The 15446-nt window shown below is 67.2% G+C and carries 17 protein-coding genes; 8 read left to right on the top strand and 9 right to left on the bottom strand.

Annotated features, from left to right (window positions below; genetic code table 11):
- Positions 1–313 precede the first annotated feature (313 nt).
- From AOZ49_RS15635 to AOZ49_RS15600, 8 genes are all read left to right on the top strand, one after another.
- Entirely contained in the window at positions 314–1309 is a 996-nt protein-coding gene (locus AOZ49_RS15635) for a hypothetical protein (protein ID WP_054476349.1), read from the top strand.
- 17 nt (positions 1310–1326) lie between these two features.
- Positions 1327–2631 carry a phospholipase D-like domain-containing protein gene (locus tag AOZ49_RS15630; protein WP_082380466.1) on the top strand — a complete coding sequence of 435 codons (1305 nt, stop codon included), beginning with the start codon at positions 1327–1329 and terminating at the stop codon, positions 2629–2631.
- Between the two features lie 4 nt (positions 2632–2635).
- The gene (locus AOZ49_RS15625; protein WP_054476340.1) at positions 2636–4420 is read left to right on the top strand and encodes a sigma 54-interacting transcriptional regulator; all 1785 of its coding nucleotides are present in this window, start codon (positions 2636–2638) and stop codon (positions 4418–4420) included.
- A gap of 34 nt (positions 4421–4454) precedes the next feature.
- Positions 4455–5417 (top strand): restriction endonuclease, encoded by a 963-nt coding sequence (locus AOZ49_RS32535; protein ID WP_156355667.1) that lies wholly within the window; start codon positions 4455–4457, stop codon positions 5415–5417.
- Positions 5418–5526: 109 nt separating this feature from the next.
- Positions 5527–6054: a hypothetical protein gene (locus AOZ49_RS15615; RefSeq protein ID WP_231690355.1), complete on the top strand. Its 528-nt coding sequence runs from the start codon at positions 5527–5529 to the stop codon at positions 6052–6054.
- A gap of 138 nt (positions 6055–6192) precedes the next feature.
- Positions 6193–6711, top strand: coding sequence for a sigma-70 family RNA polymerase sigma factor (locus AOZ49_RS15610; protein WP_054428810.1), 519 nt, complete (start codon positions 6193–6195; stop codon positions 6709–6711).
- Positions 6712–6713: 2 nt separating this feature from the next.
- Positions 6714–7466, top strand: coding sequence for an anti-sigma factor family protein (locus AOZ49_RS15605; protein ID WP_231690354.1), 753 nt, complete (start codon positions 6714–6716; stop codon positions 7464–7466).
- A gap of 195 nt (positions 7467–7661) precedes the next feature.
- Positions 7662–8429, top strand: coding sequence for an alpha/beta fold hydrolase (locus AOZ49_RS15600; protein ID WP_054476324.1), 768 nt, complete (start codon positions 7662–7664; stop codon positions 8427–8429).
- 65 nt (positions 8430–8494) lie between these two features.
- Here the strand turns inward: AOZ49_RS15600 and dsbG are convergent, their stop codons facing one another.
- From dsbG to AOZ49_RS33550, 9 genes are all read right to left on the bottom strand, one after another.
- The gene (gene dsbG / locus AOZ49_RS15595; RefSeq protein ID WP_054476320.1) at positions 8495–9268 is read right to left on the bottom strand and encodes a thiol:disulfide interchange protein DsbG; all 774 of its coding nucleotides are present in this window, start codon (positions 9266–9268) and stop codon (positions 8495–8497) included.
- Between the two features lie 131 nt (positions 9269–9399).
- Positions 9400–9900, bottom strand: coding sequence for a hypothetical protein (locus AOZ49_RS15590; RefSeq protein ID WP_231690353.1), 501 nt, complete (start codon positions 9898–9900; stop codon positions 9400–9402).
- A 49-nt stretch (positions 9901–9949) separates the two neighbouring features.
- Positions 9950–11173, bottom strand: coding sequence for an MFS transporter (locus AOZ49_RS15585; RefSeq protein WP_054476315.1), 1224 nt, complete (start codon positions 11171–11173; stop codon positions 9950–9952).
- A 45-nt stretch (positions 11174–11218) separates the two neighbouring features.
- Positions 11219–12253 (bottom strand): zinc-binding dehydrogenase, encoded by a 1035-nt coding sequence (locus AOZ49_RS15580; RefSeq protein WP_054476503.1) that lies wholly within the window; start codon positions 12251–12253, stop codon positions 11219–11221.
- A 27-nt stretch (positions 12254–12280) separates the two neighbouring features.
- Complete coding sequence (locus AOZ49_RS15575) at positions 12281–13372, bottom strand: flavin monoamine oxidase family protein (RefSeq protein ID WP_054476312.1); 1092 nt, start codon at positions 13370–13372, stop codon at positions 12281–12283.
- Positions 13369–14037, bottom strand: coding sequence for a cupin domain-containing protein (locus AOZ49_RS15570; RefSeq protein WP_054476501.1), 669 nt, complete (start codon positions 14035–14037; stop codon positions 13369–13371). The genes AOZ49_RS15575 and AOZ49_RS15570 overlap by 4 nt, the downstream gene beginning before the upstream one ends.
- Positions 14038–14080: 43 nt before the next feature.
- On the bottom strand, positions 14081–14425 hold the full coding sequence (locus AOZ49_RS15565; RefSeq protein WP_054476310.1) for a carboxymuconolactone decarboxylase family protein: 345 nt from the start codon (positions 14423–14425) through the stop codon (positions 14081–14083).
- Positions 14426–14456: 31 nt separating this feature from the next.
- Positions 14457–15230, bottom strand: coding sequence for an SDR family NAD(P)-dependent oxidoreductase (locus AOZ49_RS15560; protein WP_054476308.1), 774 nt, complete (start codon positions 15228–15230; stop codon positions 14457–14459).
- Positions 15231–15240: 10 nt separating this feature from the next.
- A partial coding sequence (locus AOZ49_RS33550) for a hypothetical protein (RefSeq protein WP_231690352.1) occupies positions 15241–15446 on the bottom strand: 206 nt, incomplete at its 5' end.

The following is a 15446-nucleotide window of genomic DNA, read 5'->3' as shown; positions in this document are numbered from 1 at the left end:
TTCACCGCGTTGGAATTCACCGAAGAGAGCGAGCTTCACGCCAGCGACTGGGCGGTGTTGGCGCTGGCCCGCGCGTTGGGCGTCGTCGATCCCGAAGATGTCGATGCCTACCTGGGGCTGGGAGAAGTCGTTTCCCAGGTGGTCATGCATCGCCTGCTCGAGGACCACTTGCTGGTCCAGTGCTCCACCGATGACGCCCGGCAGGAGGATGGACCGGAAAGCGGATTGCTGAAGCGGCTGCTATCCCGTATGTCGCGGGCGGCCCCCTCCAGCCCCGACGTGACGCGCCAACGGACGCAGGCACGCACATTGCATGCTCCGCGAGCCCCCCGCCAGCCCCCGCTGCCAATTGACAGCGGCGGGTTTGCAGGCGCTCGACCGCGGCGTCGTCATCCGCAGGCGCGAAAGGCCGGCAAGATTGCGCTTTCTGGCCGAGCCCCTGCTTTTTCTGGATGTGGAGGACGAGCGAACACACTCCCATGTCCAACACAAGCGCGCTGCGCCCCTCTTACCCGAGCGTGTCCCGCAGACCCTGCGCAGGCTCGATGAAATTCTTGCGCTTGCGCCCGCCCATCGTATGGCCGCCTGCGGCATCGACACGGGCATCGTCCGCATGAAGGGAAATCTCATCGGCGTCGTCCCAGGCAGCCAATGGGAAGTCCGGCCGGCGTCGGGCCATCGCGGGCAGACCCCTCCCATGAGCCAGCAGAGCGCGCAGATCATTCTCGCGGCGTTTGCGCAAAAGCCAGCCGGATCGCTGCATTGGCGCAGCTACCGCAAGATCCGGGATCTCCGTCCGTGCGAGAACCTCGAGCCGATCCGGTTGCTGCCACCGGCTTCGGAGCGGCTCGAGGGGCTATTGAGCGCACTCGCAGGCCATACGGCCTTGCCCGATGCGGCCTCGCTACGCTCCGACGGAGCGCTGAACTTTCGTTGCGGATCCGAACGCCTGCCTGCCCTGCTAGGTGAGGCAGACCGTCCCGGCGACACGCTGCTGCCTATTTCGCTGGGTCAGTGGTGGGCGGGTCTACGCGTGCATGGCCAGCCTGCCGACATCGAGGCGGGCCGCTCTGCCTACTTTGAATTCCTGCGACGGCACGACATGGACCTGCGCAAGGATTTCGACGGCACCTGCGTCACCGTGGCCACTCAACTCATCCAGTATTGGAACGAAAATCCGGGCCTTCCCTCTATCGAGGAGTCAGCGACGACCCTGTGGCGCCAGGCCGAAATGCGCGCGGCATTATGCAATCGCCGCCTGCGTGAAGATCTGACCACGGCATATGCCGCGGCTGACGAGACCAAATAATAGAAAAGAATCCGAATATGAACATGAACGACGGAAGCCACGGATCGCATCAGCTTTCTGGCGCGGGCGTCCCGAAAGCCCCGAATGCCCCGAATGCCCTGCCTGCATCCCCCCCTCAAATGTCGGGGATCGTCTTCGAACCGCTGCTCGACAAACACGCGCCCGCCGCCCCTCATCGACTCCACGACACCGGATGCATTGATATCCGGCACGTCTCGACCGACGACCTTTCGCGAACGGCGCACATCCGGGATGCGATCATCCAGAACATCGCGCACGCGAAGAAAAAAGTGTTCTTCTGCAGCTTCCTGTTTGCCGATGACGCGATCGTCAACGCATTATGCGAGGCCTCGGAGCGCCTGCGAGGTGGTGTCTACATCCTGACGGCACTAGGCAAACACCTGCGCGCTGATGTGCTCGAACTGGATGCTGATCCAGATGCCACTACGCTGAAGCACGAAGAGCGCGCCAAACGCCATGACGAGCATCTGCGAAAGCTGGCCTATGCGGGTGCCTGGCTGCGCAGCGCGGACGGCTGCCATGCGAAGTTCTGCGTGATCGATGATGAATGCGTGATCATCACTTCAGCCAATGCCACTCCGGAAGCCTACGAATCCAATCCAGAAGACGGTCTCGTTTTCCACCAAGCGCAAGTCGCACGTGAGTACGGTCGGCTTTTCGCCCACATCTGGCGCCATCTCACTTCATTGGAGTCCACACCAGGCGAACGTCTCAACGTCCAATCGTGCCAGGTCGCGCAGCCGCCCATATGGCGCCCGCTGGCGGCGGCGGGTAGCGTGCGACCGGTCGCTACGATTCGACAAGCCGAGGCATCGCTTCAATCCGCCGCCATAGAGATCATCGATAGCAGCCACCGCCATCTCGCCATTGCCACGTACAGCTTTTTGGCAATGGAGGACCATGTGGTCGGCGCGGCATTGAAACGCGCATTGACGCGGGGCGTTTCGATTGATCTGCTGGTCCAACCGCGCAATCACGTCGAAGCGCAGCGCAATGCGCTGGCCTGGCTCTCCGACCTTGGCTCCGCGCAATTGCAGATATTTGGCCACCGACGCACGCACACCAAGTCTCTGGTAGCCGACCGCCAGAAGGTGTTGCTATGGACCGGAAATCTGGACGGGAGGCACGGCTGGTCCGATGGCATAGAGGTGGGGGTTGTGGTCGATGACCCGGCCGTCGCCATGGCAGTCGCCAACTGGACGGCGGATGTCATGGCGCGCGCTACACACACCGCGGGGAGAGTCGCGCAGGCCCCCTCCGCCAGTCTCCCCGCAGGACAGGTTCAAGAGCGGAATGGGTGAATCAATGCGGACCATCATCACGGTATCCTGGGTATCGTTCAATCATGACCCCTATGAGCGAGACAAGAATGGACAGTACCGTCTGGTCGATAGCCAGAAGACGCGCGGTCCGACACTGGAATTTCTCTTCGGGGAAGGATCGCCGCTGGCCGGAAAAACCGAAAAGCACTATGTATTCGTAAGGGTTCCCCAGACGCCTGACCAGGGGCTGCGCGACAAGGACTCGACGGAGTCCGAGGTCGCTCATGAGCTCAAGCGGGAGATCGCGCCGTTTCCGGACGCGCCGGCGGTGGAGATCATCCCATGGCATACCGACGCGACGCCGATCGACCATGCCGCCCTGTTCGAATTCACAGTGAAGGCGCTGGGGAATATCCGCCTCAAGCACCCGAATTCTCCCATTGCCGTCAATCTGAGCCCCGGCACGCCCGCGGCCCAGACTGTCCTGCTGCTAGCGCTGCAGGCCCGGGTCGCGGGCGACAACGTACGCGCCTATCAGGGTACGCCCCAAAGCAAGCGTCTGCCCGGTCAGTCCCCTCTCAAAGAAGTACCGTGGGACTTGTTCGACACCCTTTCGGCCAAGCCCTCGGAAATCCAGACCTTGCGCCAACGCGGCGAGAAATGGACCCTTGAAAAAGCGCGCTCGCCGAAGCTTCGGGAAGTGAGCCGACTGGTGTCGGAATACGGCGGCGTCCCGTTCCCCGTATTGATTATCGGCGCGCGGGGAACAGGCAAGACGACCATTGCCCGGGACCTGCGCAAGGGTTTTCTCAAGTGGCAGACGCCGCGATCCAGCCACCGTCCAGGCCCCAAAGGAGCCGACGGACGGCAAATGGAGCAGGAATGGTCCTTTCACCTCAATTGCGCCGAATTCATGGGCAATCCTGACATGCTGCGCAGCACCTTGTCAGGCTATGAACCCAATACGTTTACGGGCGCGAACAAGCAGGGAAAGACGGGGCTGCTCGAACTAGCCCACAATGATTGCGTCTTCCTTGACGAAATCCATTGGATGGATGTGTCGGCGCAGGCATTGCTGCTGCTCGCACTCCAACGCGAGGGCAGCATCCGGCGTATCGGCGGCGATAAATCAATCCCTGTGAAATTCAGGCTTATCGCCGCAACGAACCGACCCTTCGAGGTTCTACGGGAGAATCTCAACGCCGACTTTCTCGACCGCATTACCGACCTGGTCATCGAACTGCCCGAATTGCGCGATTGCGCGGAGGATCTTGATGACATATGGGAGTCGGTACTTCTGCGAGCGTATGAGGAATTGCTCAACCTCGATGAACGGCGGTCGCAGACCCCCCTGGACGGACTTCTCAGTGAGTTCCGCCCTCATCGGTCACAGATAGTTAGCGCACTCCGGTCCATGCGCCTTCCGGGGAACTATCGAGACCTGGAGCGGCTTGCCCGCCGCCTGATCGTCGCCGGCCTCGCGGGCGGGCGCCAGGTCTCCATGTCTGGGGATACGATAAAGCGAGAGCTGCAACGTCTGCGGGACGCGGAGAACAGTATCGACATGCCGATGACCGGTCCGTCGTCTTCGCTGATCGATGAACTGCCGACACAGGCCAGGTGTGAACGATTCCTTCGGGACGTCCAGGCCACGGGCGCCTCGTTTCCTGGCGATGCAGCGATCGAGCAATGGGAGCGACGTCTGCTGTATGCGGCACAGGCGGTCAGTGGAAGCGGCACAAAGGCCGCGGGGCTGATCGGTATGCATCCGCGCACGTTCAACCTGAGACTGAAAACCTGGAACAGAAAAGGAGGAGGCGCTGGCTGAGATTTCACCGCCATCAGCACAGATCGCTTCATCCATGAAAGACAACCATGACGCCCCACCCTACATGCATCCTACCTACCACGAGCTTCGCCATGCCCCCGTCTACTTCATCAAACTCGGGGAGGGCGGAAAATGGGAACGGGAATGCTTCGACAACCACAAGCTGAAGTTTGGATATGAAGCAGCGCCCAGAGCGTTCGCGGAGAACGCAAAATGGGAGGATTTAAGGCGCTACTGGATTGAAAAGGAAGGTAAAAATCCATCGGTGGCGCAAAGCATCGTTCGTCAGACCTCAGTGTTTCACACCGCCTCGGACTCTGCCGTTTTTGTCACCTTTGCAGAAGGATCGATGCTATGGAGCCGAGCGGCGGCGACCGTCCATTGGAACGACGACGGCACGACCGAACGTCAAGCTATCGGCGGATGGCAGTCTCGCAGCATATCCGGGAAACCGTTGACGACCTCCTCGCTCAGCGGTGAACTGCTCTGCGTCCAGATGTATCGTCAAACCATATGCAATGTCCGCGCCCGAGACTACGCCATTCGCAAGATTACGGACACGCCGCTCCCTGAAGTGGAAAATGCAATCGCGGCTGCGACTGCAATGCGCGTGGCGTTGCTACAACTTATCCGGAAGCTTGGTCCGAAGGATTTCGAACTCTTATTGGAGCTGATCTTTTCCACAAGCGGCTGGCGCCGCTTGACACCCATAGGAAAGTCGCAGCGCGATACCGATTTCGACCTTTATCTTCCCACCACCCAAGAGCGCGCGTTCGTACAGGTAAAGAGCAAAGCCACTCAAGCGGACCTCCAGAACTCGATCGCGGTTCTGGCAAACAGTGATGGATACCACAGGCTATTCTTCGTTCATCACACAGGTGAGGTAGCGCCGCCCCCGACGCATGCCTCACGCGTCACCCTACTCGGCCCCGAACGGGTCGCGGAAATGGCGATGGACGCCGGCTTGGCGTCATGGCTGATGGACAAGGTATTCTGACAGCATGACCGCCCTGATGAAGACACAGTTCGACTAATTTCCGCTGGCGGTCGGCGCCGTGCGGTCGCCCCACCGTCGGCGGATGCGCGCAGGCAGGAGCCACCGAGGGATGCACGACGGCGAGCCGACTAGAATGACGGCACCTTTCCAGCCGGCCGCCTCCTTCCATGCCGCACCCGCCCGAACCCTACCTGCCCCGCCGCATCGAACCGCTTGGCGCCTGGCCGGCCATGCCATCAAGGCGTATGGCATCCACCACGCGCCGGCGCATCCGGCGCCGCTGCTCACGGAGGCGGTCGCCGCCGCCGCGCGGGCCGCGGTTGGCGCGACGCTGGCCGACCACGCGCAGGACGCGCGCAGCCATGGCCTCGGCTTCTGCATGGTGCACGTGGGCCAGGAAGCCGTCTGGCTGCTGGTGGACTGGTGGATCACCGGCGGCATCGTCTGCCAGCGCATGCTGTCGGCGCCCCTGGCCCGGCCCGATGTCTTCACCCCGGTCACCGCGCCGGCGCTGGCCTGCGTGTGGGAACTGGCGGTGACCGGCCATGAGCGCAATGCCTGGATCCGGCACATGCTGACGGCCCGCCCCGATGCGGCGGCGTATCTCGACGACGTCTTGCCAGCGGGACGCTATTGAACCGTCCCCGACCGAGATGAACGCGCCCCGCGTTCCCGCGGCCGCCGCCCAAATGTAATATTCACGCCAAGGCCGGGAATAATCCCGACCGTCAGTCGTCTTACGGCAACCCTGGACCCGTGAAAGGCTTGTTTCCCCATGACTGGCGGCTTTACCGACGATGATCTGCGCGAGGTGCTGCCGCGGCTGCGCCGCTTCGCGCTGTCGCTGACCCACGACGTGGCCAACGCCGACGACCTGGTGCAGTCGTGCATGGAGCGCGCGCTGTCGCGGGCCGGCGGCCGCCGCGCCGACGGCGACCTGCGGGCCTGGCTGTTCTCGATCCTGTACCGGTGTTTCCTGGACGGCCAGCGGCGCGGCAAGCGTTACGCCCGCATTCTCGACTTCTTCAGCGGCGCGCCCGAGCCGGTGGCGCCGTCCGCCGAGGACGTGGCCCTGGCCCGCGCCGCGCTGGGCGACCTGGCGCGCCTGTCGGCCGACCAGCAGAGCCTGTTGCTGCTGGTGTCGGTGGAGGGCCTGGGCTACCAGGAGGCCGCCGACGTGCTCGATATCCCCATCGGTACGGTAATGTCCCGGCTGTCGCGGGCGCGCAAGGCGCTGCGCGAGATCACGGAAGGCCATGTGGCCGCCAAGCCTGCCCTGCGATTGATGAAATGACCATGCCGACTCCCAGCGATCAAGAACTGCATGCCTACGCCGACGGCCAACTCGATGCCGAGCGCCGCCGCGAGGTCGAGCGCTATCTGGCCGACCACCCCGACGCCGCCCGCGAGGTCGACGCGATCCGCCAGCAGACCGACGGCCTGCGCCGCCAGCACGCCGACCTGGGCCACTTCGCGCCGCCGCCGCGGCTCGACCCGACGCAGATCCGCCTGGCCCAGGCGGCGCGCCGGCGCCGCGCCATGGCGCTGGCGGCCTCGCTGGTGCTGACGCTGGGGCTGGGCAGCGTGGGTGGCTGGCAGATGCGCGACGCCGCCATCCGCGCCAGCTACCTGCCGATGGCCGACGCGGTGCAGGCCTACCGCATGTTCGCCTCGGACGCGGCGCCGTCGATGGTCGACTTCCGTTCCAGCCAGCCGGCCGAATTGCAGGCCTGGCTGAACCGGCACTTCGTGCAGCCGGCGCCGTTGCCCGACTTCAACGCCTTCGGCTTCCAGCCGGTGGGCGGACGCCTGATGTCCTCGGAGTACGGACCGGCGGCGATGGTGCTGTACCAGAACCCGGCGGGCGAGTCGGTGCTGTACTACGTGCGCCCGCCCGGCGGCGTGGTCAATTTCGGCGACGGCAAGCGGCGCGACGGCGACCTGACGGCGCAGTACTGGAAACAGGGGCGCTACTTCTACGGCGTGGTCAGCCCGAGCGATACGCCCGCCGCGCGCGCGGTGCAGCAGGCGGTGGCGCCGGACGCCTGAGCCAGCCGAACCAGGCCGGACCGCCGCAAAAGACCCACGCGCCAGCCGCCCCGAACCGGGCGGCTTTTTCTTTCATGTCCCGGGAATAAGCCCGAGGCCCGTTCGTCTTACGGCGGACAGGCAGACGCCGGCGACATCGCGCCGGACGCCCCAGGCCTGCATGCCTCTTATCGACCGAGAACCGAAGGATATCCCATGAAGATCAAGCATTCCCTCATCGCCGCCGCGCTCGCCCTGGCCGGCGCCGGCCTCGCCCACACCGCGTCGGCCGCCGAGGCCGCCCCCATCCGCAATGTCGTGCTGGTGCACGGCGCCTATGCCGACGGCTCGAGCTGGTCGGCCGTGATCGAGCGCCTGCAGAAGGCCGGCCTGCATGTGACTTCGGTGCAGAATCCGCTGACCTCGCTGGCCGACGATGCCGCCGCCACGCAACGCGCCCTGGCCTTGCAGGACGGCCCGACGATCCTGGTGGGCCATTCGTGGGCCGGCACCGTGATCAGCCAGGCCGGCAATGATCCCAAGGTGGCCGGGCTGGTGTACGTGGCGGCGCGCGCGCCCGATGCCGGCGAGGACTACGGCGCGCTGGCCGCCAGGTTCCCCACCCCGCCCGCCAGCGCCGGGCTGGTCAAGTCGGGCGGCTACGCGCAATTGAACGAACAGGCCTTCCTGCATGATTTCGCCGGCGACCTCGATCCGGTCCAGGCGCGCGTGCTGTACGCCGAACAGGGCCGCATCTCGGACACGTTGTTCGCCTCGCGCACCACCGAGGCCGCCTGGCGCCACAAGCCGACGTGGTACGCGGTCTCGACCAACGACCGCACCACCTCGCCCGAGCTGGAACGCTTCCTGGCCAAGCGCATGAACGCCCACACCATCGAACTGGCGTCGGGCCACCTGTCGCTGCTGTCGCATCCCGACGAGATCACCGACCTGATCCTGCAGGCCGCCGGCCGCAAGGGCTGAACCGACAGGCCCGGCCGCCTTGCGCCGGACCGCCCCGCGGCGATCACGACGCCGAACGGGCCGCGTCAACGCGGCCCGAACACCTCGGCCAGCTTGGCGGCCTGCGGCATGCCGTTGTACTTCTTGAGCGCCCCCGCGTCGTCGCGCACGACGATGCCGGGCGTGCCGCGAAAGCCCAGCGACACCATCAAGGCCTGGTTGTCGTCGAGCATCTTGCCGATGTTGTCGGGCACGCTCTTGGCCGGGGTGATGCCGCCGGCGTTGAACTTGTGCTCGTTCTCCAGCAGGGCCGCCGACGGATCGGCGGCGCCGAGGATGGCCGCGGCCTTGGCCGGGCTGTCCTGACGGATCACGCCCACCAGCACGTGGCGCAACTGCACCTTGCCGGAATCGACCCACGGCCGCGCCGCTTCCCAGAACTTGTGGCAATAGGGGCAGTTGGCATCGCTGAAGGTGTAGATGATGCGCGGCGCATCCTTCTTGCCATCGAGCACCCAGGTCGATTTCTCGAGCTGCGCCCAGGCCTGGTCGCCCATGGGCTTGCTGACCAGCGCTTCGAGCTTGGCTTCGTCGAGCGGCTTGCCCTCGGCGTCCAGGCGGGCGCCGACGATGGCGTTGCCGTCGCGGGTGACGTAGATCGCCACCGGCTGGTCGCCCGCCACGCCGGCGAACGCGCGCAGGTCGCCGCCGACCTTGAACTCTTCCACGACGCGCAGCCCGCGCGCCTCCAGCGCCTTGAGCACGGCGGGCCGGTCCGGGCCCTGGGCGTGGCTGCCGGCGGCCGCCAGCAAGGCGGCGACGGCAAAAAGGAAGCGGCTGGGCGCGTGCAATCGAATCATGGGTACTCCTGGTCTCTGCGGAAATGGGGCGACGGGCGTGGCCGCCGTCAGCGCCTGAGGGTTGCATGATACCCACAGCACTGTCATTTCATCGTACAGGGGCGCCAGGCCGCCCCACGGCGCGGACGGCGCTACGGCAGCAGGCCGGCCTGCTGCAGGCGCCAACGTGGAATCTCGTACTCGTACGACGCGGTGGCCAGCGTGTCGTACTGGCTGAACCAGGGGCCGACATACCGCTCGATATCGACCGGCAAGACCGCCAGCCAGCGCGCCAGGTCGTCGGGCGAACACAGCTCGATCACCGCGCCGCTGCCTAACGTGGCCTCGCCGACCAGCCCCTGCCCCGGCGCCAGGCAGGCGCGGCGGTAAAGCCGCCCCTTGTCCCACACGTCCGGCGGCACGTAGACCGGCCATTCACGCTCGCACGGGACCGACACGTAAAGCCCCAGCGACACCAGCTGGCGATTCTCGAACGAGTCGCGGTAACGCAGCAGTTCCACGCCCTGCTCGACGCCGTCGGCCAGCGCCCGCCACAGGCAACGCTTGCGCCGCTTCTTCCAGCCCGCGAACGCGGGCTGCGCGCGCAGGGTCTGCATGAACGCCTGCTCGATCGGCTCGAAATCTATCGGCATGCACGACTCCCATGTTTTTGTTTCCGCGACGCATTCCACACGGCGGCGTCTACGCTTGCCGCCGCGCGCCGGCGGCGCTCGCGGCGAAGGCCGCCACCGCCAGTGCCAAAGGAATGAATGATACCCACAGCACCGTCATCCAGTCGTACAGGGCCAGCAGACCGCCGGAAGCGAAGGAGCCCACCGCCATGATGCCGAAGATGATGAAGTCGTTGAGCGACTGCACCCGCGTCTTCTCCTCGGGCCGGTGGCACTCCAGCACCAGCGCCGAGGCGCCCAGGAAGCCGAAGTTCCAACCCACGCCCAACAGCACCAGGGTCAGCCAGAAGTTCGCCACCGTCAGTCCGGTCAGTCCCGCCGCGATCGACAGCCCGGTCAGCAGCAGCCCGGCCGACACGATGCGGCCGGCGCCGAAACGCGAGATGAGGCGGCCGGTGACGAAGCTGGGCGCATACATGGCGATGACGTGCCACTGCACGCCGAGATTGGCGTTCTCCTGGGAGTGGTCGCACAGGATCATGGCCAGCGGCGCCGCTGTCATCAGGAAGTTCATCAGCATGTACGACACCGCGCCGCAGACCACCGCGACGATGAAGCGGGGCTGGCGCGCGATGACGCCCAGCGGCCTTCCCTGCGCCACCTGCGCGGCGCTGGGCATCGGCAGGCGCACCCCGGCCAGCACCAGCGCCGAAAGGGCCGCCACGGCGGCCTGCACCACGAAGGTCGCCGCGAACATGTGGGCCGGCCACAGGTACATGGTGTGGGTGACCAGCTGCGGGCCGACCACGCCGGCCACGACGCCGCCCCCCATCACCAGCGACAGCGCCCGGGCCCGCCGGGCGGGCGACACGCCGTCGGCGGCGGCGAAACGGAACGACAGCACGACCGCCGCGTAGGCGCCGCCGAAGAAGGTCGCCAGGCAGAACAGCGCGAACGACCCCAGCACCACGGCCGCGGCCGCCAGCAGGCCGACCAGCACGCCGCAGACGGTGCCCGCCAGGAAGGCGGTGCGCCGGCCATGGCGCCGCGCGATCGCGCCCACGGGCAGGATGCAGGCCGCCATGCCGACCACGAAGATCGACAGCGGCAGCGTCGCCAGGGCCTTGTCCGGCGCCAGCAGGTCGCCGACGATGGCGCCGGTGGCGTACACCACCACCGAATTGGCGCCGGCCAGCGCCTGCGCCACGGTCAGGCGCGCGATGTTGCCGCGCTGCTCACGCGGCGACAGCGCCTGCGCCGGATCGATCGAGGATGCGGATAAAGGGGTCGACAAGGGATGCCTCTAGGTTGAACAGCAGTGTGGGAGCGCAATCTTAGATCAGGGCCGGGCCGCGTCCGCGGCCTCCATGTCCAGCACCATGCGGAACTTCGCCTGGCCCGACTTCATGCGCAGGTAGGCCGTCTCGGCCTGCGCCAGCGGCACGATCTCGATCATCGGGCGGACATCGGCGAGCACGCTGAATTTCAGCGTCCTCTCGCTGTCGTGGGGCGTGCCGGTGATCGAACCGGCGAGGGTCCGCTCGCCGCCCACCAGCCAGCCGGACGACACCGACAGCGGGTCTTTGCCGACCCCCAGCAGCATGGCACGGCCTTGCGGCGCCAGCGCCGTCAGGGCGTCCGAGATCGCATCCGGCGCGCCGATGGTCGCAATCAGCGCGCGCGCCCCGCCCATCTGCCTGAGCCGCTCGCCGGCCGCTTCCTCGCGGGTGTCGATGTAGGCGTGCGCGCCCAGGTCGAGCGCGTCGCGGGCGATGTCCGCGCCCCGGCCGATGGCGACGACGTGGAACCCCATCTTGCGCGCGTACTGCAACGCCAGGTGGCCCAATCCGCCGATGCCGAGCACCGCGACAAGATCGCCGGCCTCGGCGCCGCATTTCCTGAGGGCATTGAAGGTGGCGATGCCGGCGCACAGGATCGGCGCGGCATGAAAGGCGTCCAGTTCGTCGGGAATCCGCGCCAGCGCCGTGGCGCGCACCTGCATCCGCTCGGCATAGCCGCCGTCGCAGTCCACCCCGACGACGGGCTGGTCGACGCACAGGTTGAAGCGGCCCTGGCGGCACGGCTCGCAGGCGTTGCAATGGCCGCCCAGTCGGCCCACGCCCACGCGCTGGCCGACGCGCCACGGCGGCGGCACCTGCGGTCCGAGCGCGATGATGCGCCCCACGACTTCGTGGCCCGGCACGCGCGGCCGCGCCATCGTCGGATGGTCGATGTCGGCGGCATCGGCGCCGCAGACGCCGCAGGCCTGCACCGCCAGCACGACATGCCCCGGCGCCGGCGGCGGCATTTCACGCTCGACCAGTTCGAGCCGGCCCGGCGCCGGCGACTGGATGGCGCGGTAGGTGTGGATCATGATCGTCTCCTTCATCTCAATGGTTTGCTATGAGCCGCCGACCGAGCCGGCGGGGTTGCCCGCCAGCGCCTCGACGCCCGCCGTGGCGGCTTCCACCGCGCCCGCCAGATAGCCGGGATAGGTGCGCGCCCATTCGCTGGCGATGGCCGTGAGGCGTCCGTGCCAGGGACCATCGGCGGCGCGGACGGGCGGCGCCGATGCGTGTCCGGCGGCCGGATCGCGATCGGCCTGGGTGGCGGTATGCGGGTCCTGCGCCCAATCCGTGATGAACGCCTCCCTGGGCCTTGCCGCCAGCGGCCCGAACAGGCGCGCGAGCTGGGCGCGGCAATGGGCGCGCAGCGCCTCCTCGCCCGCCTGCGCGCGCGCCGCGGCGGGCAGGCTGAAGAAGCCGAACAATGCCGCGCCGCCCTCGACGCTGGCGTCGTGGATTTCGCCGAGCGGCCCGAGTGCGCTGCGCGCCTGGCCGGAAAGCCCCTGTTCACGCCAGAAAGGCGTGTCGTAGACCGCCAGGTACTTGGCGTGCGGCGCCATCCAGGTCGGCGTGGCGCGCCATTGCGCCGCCAGCGCCGGCGGCAGTCCGGGCGTGAACGCGATCGTGGCCAGCGCCAGGCGCGGCGGCAACGCCAGCAGCACATGATCCGCGGCATGGGTGGCGAAGGCGTTAGCCGGTCCTGTCGTCTCGACCTCGACCCCGCCCGCGTCGACGCGTAGCCGGCTCACGGCATGACCCATCCGCAGCCGCGCCGGATCCAGGCCCCGGCACAACGCGTCGGTCAACGCCCGCATGCCGCCCGCCAGCCGCACCGAGGCGGGGTAACTGGCGTAGCCGTTGATCGACAGGACAGGCCCGCCGCGCTCCACCCGCGTGGCGCCGCTTTCGTACTGGGCGTCGCGCGCCAGGCCCAGCTGTCGGATCACCCGGTCCAGTTCCGGCTGGACCTCGGGCCAGAACCAGGCCGGTCCCAGGTCGTAGGGCCCGGCGCCCAGGATGCGGCCGCCAGGGCGGTCGCGCGCCTCCAGCACCAGGTAGTCGCGCACGCCGCGCCGCGCCAGCAGATGCGCGGCGTACAAGCCGCTCAGCCCCGCCCCGATGACGATGACGCGCGTTGGCGTGTTCATCGCGCCTCCCGCGTGTCGGCCAGATGGCCGGTCTTCAGGTATACCGTCGCGCCCTGTCCGCCCGCGATGAACACCGCCGCCGCCCCGCGCGGCTGGCGCAGCCAGCTGCCCTGCGGGAGCAGCCGGCCGCCACCGGCCAATGCGCCCGCCAGCACCAGCACCTCGACGCCGCCGGCGGCGGGCGCCAACAGCGGCAGGCCAGGGGCCAGCCGCAGCAGGCTGACGCGCTCGCAGCCATCCTGGAACAGCGGGCATTCCGCGCGGCCGCCCGCGTGCCGCCAACGCGACGCGTCGCGCGTATCGATGCGCACGCGGTCGCGCTCGGCGGCCGCCATCTGCCGCAGCTTGACGAAGATCATCGCGCCCGCCGCGCTATGCGGCCGGTGGCTGGAACCCGGCGGGTTGCGCAGGTACCAGCCCTCGGGATAATCACCGCCGTCGTCGGAGAACGTGCCCGACAGCACCAGGATCTCTTCGCCGCCGGGATGGGCATGGCGCGGGAAATGGCTGTCGGGCGCGTAACGCACGATGCTGGTGGCGCGGGCCTGCTCCGCGCCGACCCGGTCCAGCAGCACGCGCTCCACGCCGCCTTGCGGCGACGCGGTCCAACGGTAATCGGCCGGCGACACGCTGGCGGGGCGGGAAAAATCGGCGTTGACGAGCATGGCGTGGCGGCGATGGGGGTGGACGTTGCGGCGCAAGCGCGGCTCAGGCGCCGGACAACTGCGCGTGCGCCTCGAGCACCCGCGCCGAATAGGTCAGCGCCGCGCCCGCGTTCAACGCGATGGCCACGCCCAGGGCCTCCGAAATCTCGGCCAGCGTCGCGCCATGCTCCACCGCCTTTTTCGTGTGCACCGAGATGCAGCCGTCGCAACGCGTCGTGACGGCCACCGCCAGCGCGATCAGTTCATGGATCCTGGGTTCCAGGAGACCGCTCTTCGCGGCGGCGCCGTCGATCGTCATCAGGCCGCGCATCACGTCGGGGCTCTGGCCGGCGTAGTCGCCGACACGGACCAGCAGCGCGTCGCGGTAGGCATTCCAGTCTTGCATCATGGTCGTCATTCCTTTTGAGGGTTGGGGCAGATCAGTTGCGGCCGGCCATCACGCCGCCGTCGACATCCCAGATCGCGCCGGTGACCCAGCTGGCCTGCTCGGAAAGCAGAAAGGCCGCCACGCCGGCGACATCCTGCGGCGTGCCGACCCGGCCGATCGGGTGAAAACCGTTGAAGCCCTGCAGCGCGGCATGCACCTCGGCCTTCGGGATGAAGCCCTCGTAGATCGGCGTCTGCACCACCGCCGGCGACACCGCGTTGACGCGGATGCGCTTGGCGGCCAGTTCCATCGCCAGGTGCTGGGTCAGCGCATGCAGGCCGGCCTTGGCCATGGAGTAGGCGGACGACGGCGTCGCGGCGATCGCCTGGCGCGCCCACATCGAGCCGATGTTGACGATGGCGCCGGGACGGTCCTGCGCCACCATGTTGGCCGCGACCCTCTGCGTGATGAAGAAGAAGGCCTTGTTCAACGCCATGTACGGCTCGTAGTCGGCCTCCTGGTGCTCCAGGAACGGCTTGGGAAAGAACACCCCGGCGGCGTTGACCAGCAGGTCGATGTCGGCATGCCGCGCGTCGATTTCCGCGATCAGCGCCCGCAGGCCGGCGTCGGAAGCCAGGTCCGCGTTCAAGGCCCACACCTGGCCCAGTTCGGCCAGCGCCTGGCGCGCCTGTTCGGTCTTGTCGGCACGGTGGCCGACGATGACCACCCGGCCGCCTTCGGCCAGGACCTGGCGCGCCGTCTCCAGCCCCATGCCGCTGCTGCCGCCGACCACCAACAGTTTCTTGCCACTGAATTGCTTGTTCATTTGAATTGCCTCACGGGCCCGCGGTGCGGGCAGGAATCACGGAATGCCACGACGCGAATGGCGACGGCTTGATAGAAAACCTGTCTACGACCCATCCGCGCCGGCCGCCGGCGCGATCAACACAACCGCGCCCCATTACCGAGATTCTTCGCTGATCAGCGCCCCGCGACAAATCAGATAAACTTCCCATCACTAAAAGAAATTCTTTATCGCCAT

The organism is Achromobacter sp. 2789STDY5608615 (assembly GCF_001298995.1).
Taxonomy (GTDB): Bacteria; Pseudomonadota; Gammaproteobacteria; order Burkholderiales; family Burkholderiaceae_B; genus Achromobacter; species Achromobacter insuavis.
This window is presented reverse-complemented; position numbering and strand designations above follow the sequence as displayed.

Bases quoted from the DNA above. Each gene is read 5' to 3' on its own strand.
- AOZ49_RS15635 (WP_054476349.1), top strand. From the start codon at position 314: ATGCTCCGCGAGCCCCCCGCCAGCCCCCGCTGCCAATTGACAGCGGCG.
- AOZ49_RS15630 (WP_082380466.1), top strand. From the start codon at position 1,327: ATGAACATGAACGACGGAAGCCACGGATCGCATCAGCTTTCTGGCGCG.
- AOZ49_RS15625 (WP_054476340.1), top strand. From the start codon at position 2,636: ATGCGGACCATCATCACGGTATCCTGGGTATCGTTCAATCATGACCCC.
- AOZ49_RS32535 (WP_156355667.1), top strand. From the start codon at position 4,455: ATGAAAGACAACCATGACGCCCCACCCTACATGCATCCTACCTACCAC.
- AOZ49_RS15615 (WP_231690355.1), top strand. From the start codon at position 5,527: ATGCACGACGGCGAGCCGACTAGAATGACGGCACCTTTCCAGCCGGCC.
- AOZ49_RS15610 (WP_054428810.1), top strand. From the start codon at position 6,193: ATGACTGGCGGCTTTACCGACGATGATCTGCGCGAGGTGCTGCCGCGG.
- AOZ49_RS15605 (WP_231690354.1), top strand. From the start codon at position 6,714: ATGCCGACTCCCAGCGATCAAGAACTGCATGCCTACGCCGACGGCCAA.
- AOZ49_RS15600 (WP_054476324.1), top strand. From the start codon at position 7,662: ATGAAGATCAAGCATTCCCTCATCGCCGCCGCGCTCGCCCTGGCCGGC.
- dsbG (WP_054476320.1), bottom strand. From the start codon at position 9,268: ATGATTCGATTGCACGCGCCCAGCCGCTTCCTTTTTGCCGTCGCCGCC.
- AOZ49_RS15590 (WP_231690353.1), bottom strand. From the start codon at position 9,900: ATGCCGATAGATTTCGAGCCGATCGAGCAGGCGTTCATGCAGACCCTG.
- AOZ49_RS15580 (WP_054476503.1), bottom strand. From the start codon at position 12,253: ATGATCCACACCTACCGCGCCATCCAGTCGCCGGCGCCGGGCCGGCTC.
- AOZ49_RS15575 (WP_054476312.1), bottom strand. From the start codon at position 13,372: ATGAACACGCCAACGCGCGTCATCGTCATCGGGGCGGGGCTGAGCGGC.
- AOZ49_RS15570 (WP_054476501.1), bottom strand. From the start codon at position 14,037: ATGCTCGTCAACGCCGATTTTTCCCGCCCCGCCAGCGTGTCGCCGGCC.
- AOZ49_RS15565 (WP_054476310.1), bottom strand. From the start codon at position 14,425: ATGATGCAAGACTGGAATGCCTACCGCGACGCGCTGCTGGTCCGTGTC.
- AOZ49_RS15560 (WP_054476308.1), bottom strand. From the start codon at position 15,230: ATGAACAAGCAATTCAGTGGCAAGAAACTGTTGGTGGTCGGCGGCAGC.